Origin of the sequence: Rhodococcus sp. DMU1, assembly GCF_012272955.1 — a bacterium.
Taxonomy (GTDB): domain Bacteria; phylum Actinomycetota; class Actinomycetes; order Mycobacteriales; family Mycobacteriaceae; genus Rhodococcus; species Rhodococcus aetherivorans.
On sequence record NZ_CP050952.1, the window covers coordinates 562,850 to 577,639 of the forward strand.

Consider the following 14,790-nt stretch of genomic DNA (forward strand, 5'->3'; position numbering starts at 1 on the left):
CGGAGCCGCCTAGGCCACCCACCAAGGGCGCAGCGGGACGTTCGGCTCCTGGTCCGGGCCCAGCTTGACGGCCAGGACGTGGTGCAGCTGAACGACGTTGCGTTCGAAGCCGAGGCGGGAGCCGGCCATGTACAGGCCCCAGACGCGGGCGGTGCCCTCGCCGACCTCGGCGACGCAGGCGTCCCAGTCGGCGACGAGGTTCTCGCACCAGCCCTTCAGGGTCAGCGCGTAGTGCTGGCGCAGATTCTCCTCGTGCAGCACCTCGAAGCCCACGTCCTGGACCTCGGTGATGATGCGGCCCGAGCCGGTGAGCTCGCCGTCGGGGAAGACGTACCGGTCGATGAAGCCCCCGGCCTTCACAGGACCGCGGTTGACCGGGCGGGTGATGCAGTGGTTGAGCAGCAGCCCACCCTCGCGCAGCTTCTCGTGCAGCCGCCGGAAGTACGCCGGGTAGTTCTGCACGCCGATGTGCTCGGTCAGCCCGATCGACGAGATCGCGTCGAAGCCGGTCTCGGGCACGTCGCGGTAGTCGGAGAAGCGGACCTCGGCGAGGTCGGTGAGTCCCTCCTCGACGATGGCTTTCTGCGCCCACTCGGCCTGCTCACGCGACAGGGTGACGCCGAGCACCTTGACGCCGCGCCGCGCCGCGTACCGGACCATCCCGCCCCAGCCGCAGCCGATGTCGAGAAGCCGGTCCCCGGGCTGCAGCCGCAGCTTCTCGAAGACGAGGCGGTACTTGTTCTCCTGCGCGTCCTCGAGGCTCTGCGTCTCCGAGTCGAACAGGGCGCACGTGTACGTCATGGAGGGGCCGAGGACGCGCTCGTAGAACGCGTTGGAGACGTCGTAGTGGTGGTGGATCACCTCGGCGTCGCGGCTGCGCGAGTGCCGCAGGCCCTCGGCGAACCGGCGCCAGCGCGGCAGGTGCTCCTGCGGGGGCGGCGCGATGGGCTTGAGCGTCTCCAAGCCCAGCGAGCGCGCGATCTGGGCGAGCGTCAGCGCCGGCGGGCGCTGGAAGTGCAGGTCGCCCAGGGCCTTCAGGAGCTCGTACGGGTTGCCGGGGTGGACGCCCTCGGCCTCGAGGTCACCGGAGACGTAGGCGCGTGCCATGCCGAGGTCGCCGGGGGCCGTCGCCAGGTAGGTCGTGCCGCGCGTCGAGGTCAACCGCAGGCCGTACGGGGCGTCCGTGGGGCCGGCGCTGGAGCCGTCGTACGCGGTGAACCGCACCGGCAGCTCGCCGCCGGTCACGGTCTCGAGGATCTGGGCGAGGGTGAGCCGGCCGTCGTTCGTGCGTGGTTCTCGCAACGTGGTCATCTGTTGTGCACCGCCTTCGAGAAGAGGTCCAGCAAACGGGATTCGGGATCGTACCGCTTCTTCAGGGCGGGATAGTCCCCGCCGCCGTAGTAGAGCTGCTCGAACTCCGCGCGCGAATAGTACGAGTCGGAGTACAGCGATTTGTGCCCGTCGAGCTCGGCGACCTTGTGTTCGATGCGACGGTTCGCCGCGCCTTCGATCTCGCCGGGAACGGTCGGCACCGACGACCAGAAGCCGATGTTGACGTAGGTGCGCTTCGGCTCGAGCGGGTACAGGGGCCACGGGCGCTGGACATCACCTGCTGCGGGTCCGTTCTCGCGTAACCGCAAGGGGCACAACCACACCGGATCGATCGGTATCTCGTCGAGGAACCAGCGCAGGAACTCCGCGGTCCGCTCGATCGGCACCTCGATGTCCTGCACGACGCGTTCGCGCGGCAGGTTGCCCTTGCGCCGCTCGATGCGGTCGGCGATGCCGTAGCGGTGGTCGAGGGCGATCAGCTTCCAGTAGAAGCTGCTGCGGAGCAGGTGCTTCGGCCACAGCCGCCGGATCCGGGGGTTCTGGGCGCCGAAGGCGCGCGAGCACCAGAACCAGTCGGTGTCCCACCGCCACAGGTAGTCCCGGATGGTGAGACGGTCGGTCCTGGGATGGTTGACGGACGCGTGCTGGATGGAGCGGTAGTAGATGTGCTCGCCGGTGTAGTCGCTGACCGGGCCGGGTGCGTCGGTCTGCGTGCCGACGGTCAGGTAGGACTCGGTCGCGGAGAACATCACTCCGTCGAGATAGTCGACCGGCACCCCGGCGTGCACCCGTTCGGTGGCGATGCGGTCGAGGGCGGACTGCATCTCGTCGAGCGAGTCGAACCGCAGGTGCCGCAGCGCCACGTACGGTTTCACCGGCTCGAGCTCGATGCGCAGGCGCGTCGCGTATCCGAGGGTGCCGTAGGAATTGGGGAAGCCGTGGAACAGATCCGCGTGCTCGCCGTCGGGAGTGGCGGTGACGATCTCGCCGGTGCCGGTGAGAATGTCCATCTCGAGCACCGACTCGTGCGGCAGGCCGTTGCGGAAGGAGGTCGACTCGATGCCGAGCCCGGTGACTGCCCCGCCGAGGGTGATCGTCTTCAGCTGCGGCACCACGAGGGGCGCGAGGCCGTGGGGGAGCGTCGCGTCGACCAGATCCTCGTAGGTGCACATGCCGGCGACGTCGGCGGTGCGCGCGGCGGGGTCGACGGAGACGACCCCGCCGAGGCCGGACACGTCGAGGCCCGGCGCGTCCACCCGGGCCCGGGCCCGGAACAGGTTGGAGGTCTTCTTGGCCAGGCGCACAGGGGCGTCGGCTGGGATGGCGCGGTAGGAGCGCAACAGGCGCTCGACACCGGCCCGGTGGGCGGATTCTCCGCTCGGGGCTACGACTGACTTCGGCTTCTGCATACGACTCCCTGGGGCGACGCGCCGGTGGCGATCTTCACAATAGCCCCGCGGGCCCGGCCGGGCGCGACGATGAAGCAGGCAGGATGGGACTCGGTGACGGCCGCGACGTGAGCGGCCCACGAGACACAGGAGGAACAGTGGGACAGGTAAGCGCCAGCAGTTCGATTCAGCTCGCCGCAGCGCCGGAGCGGGTGCTCGAGGCCCTCGCGGACTACGAGTCGGTGCGTCCGCGCATCCTCACCGAGCAGTACCGCGACTACCGGGTGCTCTCGGGTGGCCGCGGCGACGGCACGGTCGTGCATTGGATCCTGCAGGCGACGAAGAAGCGGGCCCGCGACGTCGAGGCGCGAGTGGCGGTGTCGGGTAGCACGATCACCGAGCGGGACGCGAACTCGTCCCTGGTGACCACGTGGAGCGTGGTGCCCAACGGCACCGGTTCGACCGTGGTGACGTTGACTGAGTGGAAGGGCGCGGGTGGCATCGGCGGCTTCTTCGAGAAGACCTTCGCGCCGCTCGGGCTGCGCAAGATCCAGGAGCAGGTGCTGGCGAACCTGAAGCGCGAGCTGGACTAGAGAGCCTCGGCCGGTTCGCCGGCGAACGCGACGATCCCGGCGACGACGGCGGTGGCGTAGCGCTGCCGCCCTTCGGGGCCGGTCATCGTCGCGGCGTCCGCCGCGTTGCGCATGTTGCCGAACTCGACCAGCACGGACGGCCGTCGGGCCAGGTTGAGCCCGGCCAGGTCGTCGCGGCCGAGCAGGCCGTCGGTGCCGAGGTAGGTGGACGGGGTCAGGCCCGCATCGACGAGGGCGTCGCGCACGGCGGTGGCGAGAGCGACGGACGGGCCGGCCTGCACCTCGTTGAGCGGGGGCGCCGAGTAGTTGACGTGGAAGCCGTGGCCGTCGGCCGGCCCGCCGTCGGCGTGCAGGCTGACCACGACGTCCGCGCCGGAGGCGTTGGCCTCCTCGGCGCGACGGTCCACGCAGGCGGCGACGGACGTGTCGTCGGGCCGGCTGAGCAGCACGTGCGCGCCGAGCCGCTCGAGTTCGGCGCGCACGAGCGTGGCCACGTCCCAGTTGAAGGTGTGCTCCGCGTAGCCGGAGTCGGTGCTGGTGCCGGTGGTCTGGCAGTTCTTGGTGCCGCCGCGACCGGTGGGCACCTGGGTGGCGATGCTCGCGTCGTTGGCGCCGTTGTGGCCGGGATCGAGGAAGACGGTGCGACCGGCCAGCGGCAGGTCCTGGTTCGCGGTCGCGGGCAGTCCCGGCAGGGACAGGGCCAGCACGCAGGTGGCGGCGACGGTGATCCGGCGGGACAGTCCACGCACGCGCATGCCGTCACGGTACCGGGGACGGACTACCCTGAGTTGCGAAATCCCGCGGAAAGGACATGCCTTGGAACCCGGTGGAATGCCCGACATGCAGCAGCTCCTCGCGCAGGCGCAGCAGATGCAGCAGCAGCTGATGGCCGCCCAGGCGGAGATGGCGCAGGCGGAGGTGACCGGCCAGGCCGGTGGCGGCCTGGTGACGGCGACGGTGAAGGGGACCGGCGAGGTCGTCGGCCTGCACATCGACCCGAAGGTCGTGGACCCCGAGGACGTGGAGACGCTGCAGGACCTGGTGATCGGCGCGATCGCCGACGCGTCGGCGAAGGCGCAGGAGATCGCCTCCGAGAAGCTCGGCCCACTGGCCGGCGGGCTGGGCGGCGGCATCCCCGGTCTGCCCGGCTTCTAGAGGAGTCACGTGTACGAGGGACCGGTCCAGGACCTGATCGACGAGCTCGGCAAGCTGCCGGGCATCGGTCCGAAGAGCGCCCAGCGCATCGCGTTCCACCTGTTGTCGCTCGAGCCGCCGGAGATCGACCGGCTGCAGGCGGCCCTGCAGCAGGTGCGCGACGGCGTCCGGTTCTGCGAGGTGTGCGGCACGGTGTCGGATCAGGAGCGTTGCCGGATCTGTTCCGATCCGCGCCGGGACCGCACCCAGATCTGTGTGGTCGAGGAGCCGAAGGACGTGCAGGCCATCGAGCGCACCCGCGAGTTCCGGGGCCGCTACCACGTGCTCGGCGGCGCGCTCGATCCGCTCAGCGGCATCGGGCCGGACCAGCTGCGGATCCGCGAGCTGCTCACCCGCATCGGCAACCAGGAGGACGGCGTCGACGTCGCCGAGGTGATCATCGCGACGGACCCCAACACGGAGGGCGAGGCCACCGCGACGTACCTCGTGCGGATGCTGCGGGACTTCCCCGGCCTGACGGTGACGCGGCTGGCGTCCGGTCTGCCCATGGGGGGCGACCTCGAGTTCGCCGACGAGCTGACCCTCGGCCGGGCGCTCTCGGGCCGACGCACACTGTGACGGCGCCGAGGCGCACCGGGGAGCAGACGCGCCGCCGGATCCTCGACGCGGCGGGCATGGCGTTCGCGACGCGCCCGTACCGCGAGATCACCCTCAAGGACATCGCCGAGGACGCCGGGGTCAGCGCGCCGCTGATCATCAAGTACTTCGGCTCCAAGGAGCAGCTGTTCGACGCCCTGGTCGACTTCCAGGAGGCGGCGCGGGTGCTGTTCGACGGCCCGCTCGGGGAGCTGGGGGAGCGGATGGTCTCGATGCTGGCCCGGCCGCTCGAGCCGTACAAGCCGCTCTCGATGAACATCCTGTTCATGAGCGGGGCGAGCGAGGAGAGCAACCGCACACTCCGGGAGAACTACTCGAAGCAGATGATCGACGCGCTCGCCGCGCGGTTGCCCGGTCCGGACGCGCGGCTGCGCGCGGAGCTGGCGATGTCGATGGTGATGGGGCTGGCGATCATGCGGCGCCGGATGCTGGGGGAGCGGGCCACCGGTTCGGTGCCGGACGTGGTGGCGCGGTACGCGCCGCTGGTGCAGGAGCTGCTCGACGGGGCGGAGTGACAGACGGTCCGGGGTGAGACGCGGGTCACCTCTGTTGCGGGGTAAACGGCTATTCACTTAGCCTAGTAAACAATTATTCACCCCACGCGGAGGAGGACCGATGGCGTACGTGTCCACCCACCCCCTCCGGCTGCGCGGGTCCCGGCCGGACCGGCCCCTCGCTGCGGCGTCCGCCGGTGGGTCGGGAACGGCCGTCGCGCCCCGGCCGTCGCGTTTCGTCTTCCCGATCCTCGCGGTCGGGGCGATCTTCCAGGCGATCATGCAGACGGTCATGGTGCCGCTGCTGCCGAGCATGCCGGCCCTGACGGGCGCCGGCACCACGGCCGTGTCGTGGCTGGTGACGACCACGCTGCTCGTCGGGGCCGTGATGACCCCGATCTTCGGGCGGCTCGCCGACATGATCGGCAAGAAGCGCATGCTGCTCGTCGCCCTGGTCCTGATGACCGTCGGGTCGCTGCTCTGCGCGATCAGTTCGAACATCGCGGTGCTCATCACCGCCCGCGGCCTGCAGGGCGCGGGCGCCGCGATCATCCCGATCGGCATGTCGATCCTGCGCGAGGAACTGCCCAGGGAACGGATCGGACGGGCGATCGCCCTGCTCAGCTCCACGCTCGGCCTGGGCACCGCCCTGGGCATCCCGTTCGCCGCGGCCATCGTCCAGTTCGCGGACTGGCACGTGCTGTTCTGGGTCACCACCGCGATCGGCGCGGCGGTGATGACCGCGGCCGCGGTGTTCATCCGGGAGTCCCGCACCCGCACCGGCGGCCGGTTCGACGGCGTCGGCGCGGTCGGCCTGACCGCCGCGCTGGTGAGCCTGCTCGTCCCGATCACCCAGGGCAGCACCTGGGGCTGGACCAGCCCGGCCGTGCTGTCGATGTTCGCCGCCGCCGTGGTCCTGTTCGGACTGTGGGGCTTCCAGCAGCTGCGCAACCGCAACCCCCTCGTGGATCTGCGGGTCTCGGCGCGGCGCACCGTCCTGATGCCGCACCTGGCCGCCCTGCTGGTCGGGTTCGCGTTCTACGGCAACACCCTCATCACCACGCAGCTGCTGCAGGCCGACCCGGACCGCGGCGCCGGTTACGGGCTGCCGATCCTGCTCGCGGCCCTGTGCCAGCTGCCGGCGAGCTTCGCGATGATGTCGTTCTCCCTCGTCGCGGCGCGGTTGTCCGACCGGTGGGGAACGAAGGTCCCCATGCTGGCCGGCGCACTGTTCCTGCTGTGCGGATACTCGCTGCATGCGGTGCCGGACAAGCCGCTGTGGTCGGTGGTGGTGGCGCTCGGCGTCGCCGCCATCGGCACCACCCTCGTGTACTGCACGCTGCCGGTGCTGATCATGGGCGCGGTCCCGCTGGAGCAGACCGCCGCGGCGAACGGCGTCAACGTGCTGCTGCGCACCACGGGCAGCACCGTGTGCAGCGCGGTGGTCGCGACCGTTCTCGCGGCGCATCTGTCGAACGGGGGCATCACCACGGCGGGCTTCTCGATCGCCTACCTGGTGTGCGCGACGTGCGCGGTGGTGGTGTTCGTCGCCGCGCTCGCCCTGCCGGCGGCGAACCGGCGTCCCGCCGAGCACGTCGCCGAGGTGCCCGCCGGGTGACGCACGCCGGCCCGCCGCCCCTCCGGGGCGGGCGGGCCGGCGCCCTCCCCTCCCCCCGGATCAGTACCCCACGCCGAGATCCCGGGGGCGGTAGCCCTCCGGATATCCCGGATAGGTGCGGTTGTTGGGGTTGCTCGCCGCCCGCGAGAGCCGTCGCTTGGGCAGCCGGCGCACCACCGCGGACCGGGCGCGCAGCGCGGCCTCCGCGACCGCCCGGACCCGCGCAGAGCCCTGCGGGAACCCGAACGCCGCGGCCATCCGCTCGTCGATCAGCGCGTACACCGCGGTGGCGACGGCGGGTGCGAGCGCCTTCGGATACCACGACTGGAACAGCCGCAGGGTGTAGGTGCCGATGCGGTGGTTGTCGTCGCTGTAGGTGAAGTGCTCGTCCTCGTAGTCCAGCTTGAACCGCTGGAACTCCTGGTAGGACTCCGGAATGTCCTTGATGCCCATCCGGATTCCCACCTGCCGGTAGAAATGGAACGACGCGAGGCGCTCGTGCGGGTGCAGCCGCCGCCAGCCGTAGCGGTCGATCCAGTCGATCGGGTCGTAGACGAACGTCGAGAGCACGTAGAGCATGTCGTCGTTGTCGATCGAGTACCTGCCGTGCATCCGGTTGACGTTGCGCAGCGACTCGCGGCCCCGATCGGAGTCGTAGCCGTGCTCGACGAGCTCGGACATCAGGATCGCGGTGTCGTCGTAGCGCTTCTGCGGGCGGTGCTCGAACTCGCCGGTGCGGGCCAGCAGCGCGGAGATGCTCGGCACGCAGTAGGTACGGAACAGCGCGAACTCGAGCGACCGCTGGTAGTCCCACGGGAACTCGTAGCCCGCGGTGATCCGCAGGATGTCCTGATGGTGGGTCACCGGGTCCAGGCCCTCGATCACCTTCAGCCAGCCGAACCGGCCGAGCCCGGCGTGCGGGTCCCGGTTCGGCGCCGGGAAGGTGGTGGCCTTCTCCGTCCGGGCGTCGGGGCGGGCGGCGACGGACGCGCCGCGCGTGCGTTCCTGGGTGCGGTCGGGGGAGGTCGACGTCATCGGTGTCACCGCCCGTGCCGGGTCTTGAGCATCCACGCGGCGATCTTCATGTCCCGCGCGGTGCGCTCGAGCGTGAGCAGGTTCAGCGGGGCCCGGAACCTCTCGACGGTCACCGACTTGGGCCGGCTGAATTCGCGCAGGCCGTCGGCGCCGTGGATGCGGCCGAACCCGGATTCGCCGATGCCGCCGAACGGCAGCGACGGGATGCCCGCGAAGCCGAGCACCGAGTTCACCGACACCATGCCGGTGCGCAATCGGTCGGCGATCTTGCGGCCGCGGGAGCGGTCCTTGGTGAACACCGACGCGCCGAGGCCGTAGTCGGTGGCGTTGGCGCGCTCGACGGCCTCGTCGAGATCGCGCACCTTGTTGACCACCACCGTCGGGCCGAAGGTCTCCTCGCACACGGCGGAGGACCGCTCCGGCACGTCGGTGAGGATCACCGGGTCGACGTAGCGGTCGTGCACCGACTCGCGACCGCCGACGACGGCCTCGGCGCCGTGATCGAGGGCGTCGTCGATCTGGCCGCGCACGATGTCGATCTGCCGGGGCAGCGTCATCGGGCCGTAGCTGGCGTCGTCGGTGCCGCCGGGGCGCACCCGCTCGATGGTGGCGGTGAGCTTGTCGAGGAACTGCCGGTAGACCGGCTCGACGACGTAGATGCGTTCGACGCCGGCGCAGGTCTGGCCCGCATTCCCGAACGCGCCGAACGCGGCCATCTCCACGGCCTTGTCGAGGTCGGCGTCCTCGGCGACGATCATCGCGTCCTTGCCGCCGCACTCGGCGACGAGCGGGGTGAGGGTCTCGGCGCACACGGCCATGACCTTGCGGGCGGTGGCGCCGGAGCCGGTGAAGGCGATCTTGTCGACACCGGAGCGGGCGAGTGCCGCGCCGGTCTCGCCGAGGCCGGTGACCACCTGGAACACCGGCTGCGTGGGAGCGAGCGCGTTCCACTTCTGCTCGAGCCACCTGCCCACGCCCGGGGTCAGTTCGGACGGCTTGAACACGACGGCGTTGCCGGCGGCGAGGGCGTAGGAGATCGAGCCCATCGGGGTGTAGACCGGGTAGTTCCACGGCCCGATGACGCCGATCACGCCGAGCGGCTGGTACTCGAGGGTGGCGTGCTGGTTGGCGCTGGCGAGGCCGGACGGCACCCTGCGGGGGCGCAGCACCTTCTTGGCGTTGCGGGCGGCCCAGTCGAGGTGCTCGATCGCGAGCATCACCTCGAGGAAGGCGTCGCCGCGCGGCTTGCCGGTCTCGGCGGAGACGACGGCCGCGAGGGCCTCGGCGTCGGCGGCGACGGCCTTCTTGAACTCGAGCAGCCAGTCCCGGCGGCCGCGGAAGCCCTGGGCGGCCCACCAGCGGGCGGCCGAACGGGCGCGGTCGACGGCGGCGGCCACGTCGGTGGCGTCGGCGATCGGGTACTCCGCGAGGACGGAACCGTCGCGCGGGTCGAGGCTGGTGAACGTGGCGGACGGGGGAGCGGGCGACGGCGTGCCGGGGGTGCTGAGGTCCTGGGTCATGGAGTGACGCTTCCTTCACTGGGTCGCATCAAATATATTTGATGTGATTCACTGTCGTGGATCTCACACTAGGCGGCGCGCCCGGCGTCGACAACCCCCCACTACTTGTCCAGGCCAGGAGGCCGATCCCATGCACACCAACCTCACCGAGTTCACTCCGGAGCAGCAGGACTTCGCGGCGGCCGTCGCCGACTTCTGCCGCCGTGAGGTGGGCACCCGCGCCCAGCGCGACGCCCTCACCGACCACGGCACGCACAGCCACAGCCAGGAGCTGTACCGGAAGATGGCCGACCTCGGCTGGCTCGGCGTGACCGTCCCCGAGGAGTTCGGCGGGTCCGCCGGCAGCACGGTCGACCTGTGCATCCTGCTCGAGCAGAGCACGCGCGGCATGGCCCCCATCGGCGGCATCGGCCCCACCCTCATCACCGGCGCCGCCTACGAGAAGTTCGGCACGCAAGCGCAGAAGGAGACCGTGCTCGGGGGCATCGTCGAGGGCCGGTCCCAGTCCATCTCCATGTCCGAGCCCGAGGCCGGTTCCGACGTCGGCGCCCTGACCTGCCGCGCCGAGAAGGTCGACGACGGTTGGCTGATCAACGGCCAGAAGACCTGGTGCTCCAACGCGCACTTCGCCGACAACATCCTGCTCGTCGCCCGCACCGACCGCAGCGGCGCCAAGCACCAGGGCCTGACCATGTTCCATCTGCCGGCCGGCACGCCGGGCCTGAAGATCAGCGGCATCGAGACCATGGGCGGCAAGGAGGTCAACGACCTCTACCTCACCGACGTGCGCCTGCCGGAGGACGCCGTCGTCGGCGAGGTCGGCAACGGCTGGACCCAGCTGATGGCCGGGCTGAACACCGAGCGGCTCATCCTGGCCGCGATGATGCTCGGCACCGCGCAGCGCGCCTTCGACGACGCCCTGCAGTTCGTCACCGAACGCAAGCAGTTCGGCCGCCCGGTCGGCACGTTCCAGGCGATCCGTCACCGGGTCGCGGACCTGGCCACCGAGATCGAGGCGACCCGGCTGCTGGTGTACCGCGTCGCGCGCCTCGTCGACGCCAACCCGGGCACGCTGTTCCCGCGCGAGGCGTCCATGGTCAAGCTCAAGGCCACCGAGGTCGCGAAGAAGACCGCCCTCGAAGGCATGCAGATGATGGGTGGCTACGGGTACGCCACCGAATTCGACATGGAACACCACGTGCGCAGGACGATCGTGTCGACGATCTTCGGCGGCACCAACGAGATCCAGCGCGACATCATCGGCAAGAGCTACGGGCTGTAGACCGATGACGGCACCGGCCCGAGCGTCGCGCGGACTACGGCGACGGCCCCAGCTCTCCGAGGAGGTCGCGACCCACCTGCGCGGACTCATCATCTCCGGTGCGCTGCGGCCCGGCGACTTCGTGCGTCTCGACGAGACCGCCGCCGAACTCGGGGTCAGCGTCACCCCGGTCCGGGAGGCGCTGCTGACGCTGCGCGGCGAGGGCTTGGTGCAGTCGGTACCCAACCGCGGCTACGTCGTCTCGCCGCTCGACCGGGGCGACGTGGCCGACATCTTCTGGCTGCAGAAGCAGATCGCGGTGGAACTGGCCCTGCGCGCGCTGCGCTCCGCGGAACCCGCGGACCTCGAGCGGTTGAGCGCCCTGAACGATGCGCTGTGCCTGGCCGTCGAGTCCGGAGAGGCACAGCGGATCGCCGACGCGGAGTTCGAGTTCCACCGGGACCTGAACCGGATCGCGGCCAGTCCGAAGCTCGCCTGGTTTCTCTACTGTGCGGCGCGCTATACCCCGTACCGGCTCTACGCGGCGGATCCGGGTTGGGGCCGGCTCGCTGTCGCGTCGCACGCCCGGCTGATCGACGCGTTCCGCAGGGGGGACCGCGCCGAGGTGATCGCGCAGACCGAGGTGCAGTTCGACGACGCGGTGGCCCGGTTGCTGGCCCACCTGGACCGGATCGCACCTCGCAGCTGACCCGCACCCCGGGTGGCGGTGGTTGCGGTGGTCGTGAGGGCCGAATGTCACATTCCTTCGATCAGACCGAAGTGATGTGACATTCGGCCACTGCCAACGGGATCGGGTGCTACAGCGCGACGTCGCGTTCGAGGCCGAACCAGTAGTGTTCGCCCGCGTCGAAGACGAGCTTGCCCTTGCCGTTCATGACCCCGACGAGCGTGTCGTCGTCGGCCTTCTTGAAGTGGTCGAACACGGGCATGCCGTCGTAGACCATCGTGGCGGTGACCTCGCCGCGGAACCGGATCTCCCACAGGCTCGCCTCGCCGCGCCCGGTGTCGACGTCGGAGAAGAGTTCCCCGTTCGCGTCGTAGCACAGCAGCGGCTGCACGTCGTCGGCGGCGGCGAACTGCTTGCCGTACCACCGGGCCCGGTCGAGGAGGGTGTGGGTCCGGTGGCCGGTGTCGAAACTGAATCCGCGCCAGCGGTATCCGACGAGATCGCCGAGGCGGGCGGGCTCCAGACGCGCCCACAGGGCGTCGAGTTCGCGCGGGGAGATCACGTCGGTCCGGCTGCGCAGTGCGGCCAGCTCGTCGGCCACGGTCATGGTCACTCCTGAGGGTCGAAGGTGAGTACTGCCTTGACGACGTCGCCGGCCCGGACGGCGGCGAGCGCCTCGTCGAATCGTTCGAACGGGAAGGTGCGGATCAGTCTCTCCACTGGGAACGAGCCCTGCTGCCACAGGCGGACGAGTTCGGGGAGGAACACGTGCGGGTCGGCGTCCCCCTCGATCACCCCGGTGAGGGTGCGCCCGTTGAGCAGATGCGTCTGGTCGACGGTGACCGGATTCCGGCCGGCGCGCAGTCCCAGCGTGGCACAGGTGCCGGGGATCGTGAGCGAGGCCAGTGCCTGCCGGATCACCGCTTCGGTACCGACGGCTTCGACGGCGTGATCGACTCCCCCACCGGTGATCTCGCGGATCCGCCGGCCGGGGTCGGTGTGTTCGTCGGGGTTCAGTGTCTCCGTCGCACCGAGTTCGCGGGCGAGCGCGTGCCGCCGCGGGTTCGGGTCGACGCCGACGACGGTGCCGCACCCGGCGATCCGGGCGGCCATGACGGCGGCCATGCCGACCGCGCCGAGACCGAACACGGCGATCGACGAGCCGGGTTCGGGCCGCAGGACCCGCAGCACCGCTCCGGCGCCGGTCTGCAACCCGCAGCCCAGCGGTCCGGCCGGGACGAGCGGAACGTCGTCCGGCAGGCGCACGGCGTTGCGTTCGGTGGCAATCGCGAGGGATGCGAACGACGACTGTCCGAACCAGTTCCCGTGCAGGGGTTCCCCCGACGCGTCGCACAGGGTGGTCGAGCCGTCCGCGCGACGGCCGCCGTAGTTGAGCGGGGCGAAGCGGGTGCAGTAGGCCGGCCGGCCGCGCGCGCAGTTGCGGCACGTTCGGCACGAGTCGAATCCGAGCACCACCGGGTCGCCGACTGCGAGATCGGTGACGTCGGAGCCGATCTCGACGACGGTGCCCGCACCCTCGTGCCCGAGGACGGCCGGCAGCGGGATCGGGACCCCGCCGGCGGCGGCGGTGAGATCGGTGTGGCAGATGCCGACGCCACCGATCCGGACGAGGACCTCGTCGGGCCGCAGCGGCGGCAACTCGATCGGCTCCGCCCGCGGTGTCGTCCCGTAGTCGCGCAGTACCGCCGCGGTGGCCGTGTGCGTCACGAGTTCGCCTCCCGCGGGGCGCTGTTACCGAGGAGGGTGACCAGCATCAGTTGCTGCACCCGGCTCTCGTTGGACGGGGTGGGTTCGAAGTGCATCAGCCGGCCTATGTCGAGCACGAGGTTCAGCGCGGCATGGACCAGGAATCGGCACTCGACCGCGGACAGGCCCGGCCGGACGTCGGCGAGCAGACGGGCCCATTCCTCGACGTTGAGCCGCTGGATGTTGCGCAGGTCGGTGCGGTGGGCGGCGGGCAGGCTGCCGATCTCCGTGAAGTACACCGACATCAGCTCGCTCTGGGCGAAGGACAACCGGACGTACACGTCGGTGAGGGCGCGCAGCGCCTCGGCCGGAGACGTGGAGTCGGCCAGCGCGGTGTTCACGGCGACGGAGAGCCGGTCCGCGGCTCGGTGGAAGGCCGCGGCGAGCAGGTCGGACTTGCTCGCGAAGTGCCGGTAGACGCCGGAGGCGTTGATGCCGGCCGCGGCGCCGATCTCCTCGATGCTCACGTCGTGGTACCCGCGGGCGTGGAACAGCAGGATCGCCTCGTGCAGCAGCACCTCGCGTTTGTTGGCGACGGCGAGGCCGGGGGTCCGGACGGCCGCGGCGCGCGACGGGCCGGCCGCCTCGAGCCGGACCGCGGCCACCGACCGGCACGCGTCCAGCAGCAACCGCTCGATCCGGCGGTTGGACAGCGGCGCCCGATGGGCGGTGATGCTGCCGACGACGCTGAGCATGGCGGCGCTGAGCAACACGTTGTCCGGCTCCGGCAGGTCCGGGCGCAGGGCGGCCAGGGCGGCGCCGACACGGCGGTTGACGCCCCAGATCACGCTGCGGACCTCGCTGCGGTCCTCGGCCGTCAGGTAGCGGTTCTCCCACCGGTAGAGCCCGGCGGTGCGACGGCACTCGACGGTGGTGCGGATCGCGGCGAGCAGCAGCCGCTCGAGCCGCTCGGCGGGGTCGTCCACCGCGTCCTCGTCCGCCTCGGCGACGGCCGTGCCGAGCGTCGTGCCCAGGCTCAGCGCGGCGTCCCGGAACAGCGCGTACTTGTTGGGGAAGTGCCGATAGAGGGCGGGGCCGGAAATGCCGACCGCGGCGGCGATCTCGTCGATCCCGACGCCGTGGTAACCGCGTTCGCTGAACGCTTCCGCCGCGACCGCGGCGATCTGTGCCTTGCGGTTCTTCGGCCGCCGTCGCGGAGCCGGTGCCGCCTCGGTCGACGTGCGGGCGGTCGACCGTGTCCGCGTCGCCCGCGAACCGGTCCGGGTCTGCTCCGCCACCGTACCTCCATCCATGCCGGGCGTGGTCCCGGCAGCCTATCGCA

15 protein-coding genes are annotated in these 14,790 nt (G+C 70.8%); 7 read left to right on the top strand and 8 right to left on the bottom strand.

Annotated features, from left to right (window positions below):
• Positions 1-9: 9 nt before the first annotated feature.
• Both HFP48_RS02540 and HFP48_RS02545 read right to left on the bottom strand, forming a co-directional pair.
• Positions 10-1,311, bottom strand: a complete 1,302-nt coding sequence (locus HFP48_RS02540; RefSeq protein WP_065923124.1) for a class I SAM-dependent methyltransferase — start codon at positions 1,309-1,311, stop codon at positions 10-12.
• Positions 1,308-2,741: an FAD-binding oxidoreductase gene (locus HFP48_RS02545; protein WP_168578974.1), complete on the bottom strand. Its 1,434-nt coding sequence runs from the start codon at positions 2,739-2,741 to the stop codon at positions 1,308-1,310. Before HFP48_RS02545 ends, HFP48_RS02540 begins: the two co-directional genes overlap by 4 nt.
• Positions 2,742-2,878: 137 nt before the next feature.
• Between HFP48_RS02545 and HFP48_RS02550 the strand changes: the two genes are divergently transcribed.
• Positions 2,879-3,313, top strand: a complete 435-nt coding sequence (locus tag HFP48_RS02550) for an SRPBCC family protein (protein WP_029547133.1) — start codon at positions 2,879-2,881, stop codon at positions 3,311-3,313.
• On the opposite strand, the gene HFP48_RS02555 is transcribed toward HFP48_RS02550, so the two are convergent.
• Positions 3,310-4,068 (bottom strand): Rv3717 family N-acetylmuramoyl-L-alanine amidase, encoded by a 759-nt coding sequence (locus tag HFP48_RS02555; RefSeq protein ID WP_083662374.1) that lies wholly within the window; start codon positions 4,066-4,068, stop codon positions 3,310-3,312. The two genes, HFP48_RS02550 and HFP48_RS02555, sit on opposite strands and share 4 nt — an antisense overlap.
• A gap of 76 nt (positions 4,069-4,144) precedes the next feature.
• Here HFP48_RS02555 and HFP48_RS02560 point away from each other — a divergent pair, with 76 nt between their 5' ends.
• The 4 genes from HFP48_RS02560 (at position 4,145) to HFP48_RS02575 (ending at position 7,237) form a co-directional block, all read left to right on the top strand.
• Complete coding sequence (locus HFP48_RS02560; protein ID WP_050034469.1) at positions 4,145-4,468, top strand: YbaB/EbfC family nucleoid-associated protein; 324 nt, start codon at positions 4,145-4,147, stop codon at positions 4,466-4,468.
• A 9-nt stretch (positions 4,469-4,477) separates the two neighbouring features.
• Positions 4,478-5,086: a recombination mediator RecR gene (recR, locus tag HFP48_RS02565; protein WP_006947462.1), complete on the top strand. Its 609-nt coding sequence runs from the start codon at positions 4,478-4,480 to the stop codon at positions 5,084-5,086.
• Positions 5,083-5,640: a TetR/AcrR family transcriptional regulator gene (locus tag HFP48_RS02570; RefSeq protein WP_006947463.1), complete on the top strand. Its 558-nt coding sequence runs from the start codon at positions 5,083-5,085 to the stop codon at positions 5,638-5,640. Before recR ends, HFP48_RS02570 begins: the two co-directional genes overlap by 4 nt.
• 100 nt (positions 5,641-5,740) lie before the next feature.
• Entirely contained in the window at positions 5,741-7,237 is a 1,497-nt protein-coding gene (locus HFP48_RS02575) for an MFS transporter (RefSeq protein ID WP_168578975.1), read from the top strand.
• A gap of 60 nt (positions 7,238-7,297) precedes the next feature.
• Here HFP48_RS02575 and HFP48_RS02580 read toward each other — a convergent pair whose 3' ends face one another.
• Both HFP48_RS02580 and HFP48_RS02585 read right to left on the bottom strand, forming a co-directional pair.
• Positions 7,298-8,272, bottom strand: coding sequence for an oxygenase MpaB family protein (locus tag HFP48_RS02580; RefSeq protein WP_044476596.1), 975 nt, complete (start codon positions 8,270-8,272; stop codon positions 7,298-7,300).
• 5 nt (positions 8,273-8,277) lie between these two features.
• On the bottom strand, positions 8,278-9,792 hold the full coding sequence (locus HFP48_RS02585) for an aldehyde dehydrogenase family protein (protein ID WP_006947468.1): 1,515 nt from the start codon (positions 9,790-9,792) through the stop codon (positions 8,278-8,280).
• Positions 9,793-9,922: 130 nt separating this feature from the next.
• Here HFP48_RS02585 and HFP48_RS02590 point away from each other — a divergent pair, with 130 nt between their 5' ends.
• Entirely contained in the window at positions 9,923-11,074 is a 1,152-nt protein-coding gene (locus tag HFP48_RS02590) for an acyl-CoA dehydrogenase family protein (protein WP_168578976.1), read from the top strand.
• A 4-nt stretch (positions 11,075-11,078) separates the two neighbouring features.
• A complete protein-coding gene (locus tag HFP48_RS02595; protein ID WP_006947472.1) occupies positions 11,079-11,762 on the top strand; it encodes a GntR family transcriptional regulator in 684 nt (227 codons plus the stop codon).
• Between the two features lie 109 nt (positions 11,763-11,871).
• Here HFP48_RS02595 and HFP48_RS02600 read toward each other — a convergent pair whose 3' ends face one another.
• Genes HFP48_RS02600 through HFP48_RS02610 form a run of 3 tightly spaced genes read right to left on the bottom strand, consistent with a single transcriptional unit; the run spans position 11,872 to position 14,746 of the window.
• The gene (locus HFP48_RS02600; protein ID WP_168578977.1) at positions 11,872-12,348 is read right to left on the bottom strand and encodes a DUF4334 domain-containing protein; all 477 of its coding nucleotides are present in this window, start codon (positions 12,346-12,348) and stop codon (positions 11,872-11,874) included.
• Between the two features lie 2 nt (positions 12,349-12,350).
• Positions 12,351-13,469 (bottom strand): NAD(P)-dependent alcohol dehydrogenase, encoded by a 1,119-nt coding sequence (locus HFP48_RS02605; RefSeq protein ID WP_210432798.1) that lies wholly within the window; start codon positions 13,467-13,469, stop codon positions 12,351-12,353.
• The gene (locus tag HFP48_RS02610; RefSeq protein ID WP_168578978.1) at positions 13,466-14,746 is read right to left on the bottom strand and encodes a TetR/AcrR family transcriptional regulator; all 1,281 of its coding nucleotides are present in this window, start codon (positions 14,744-14,746) and stop codon (positions 13,466-13,468) included. Before HFP48_RS02610 ends, HFP48_RS02605 begins: the two co-directional genes overlap by 4 nt.
• Positions 14,747-14,790: the final 44 nt, after the last annotated feature.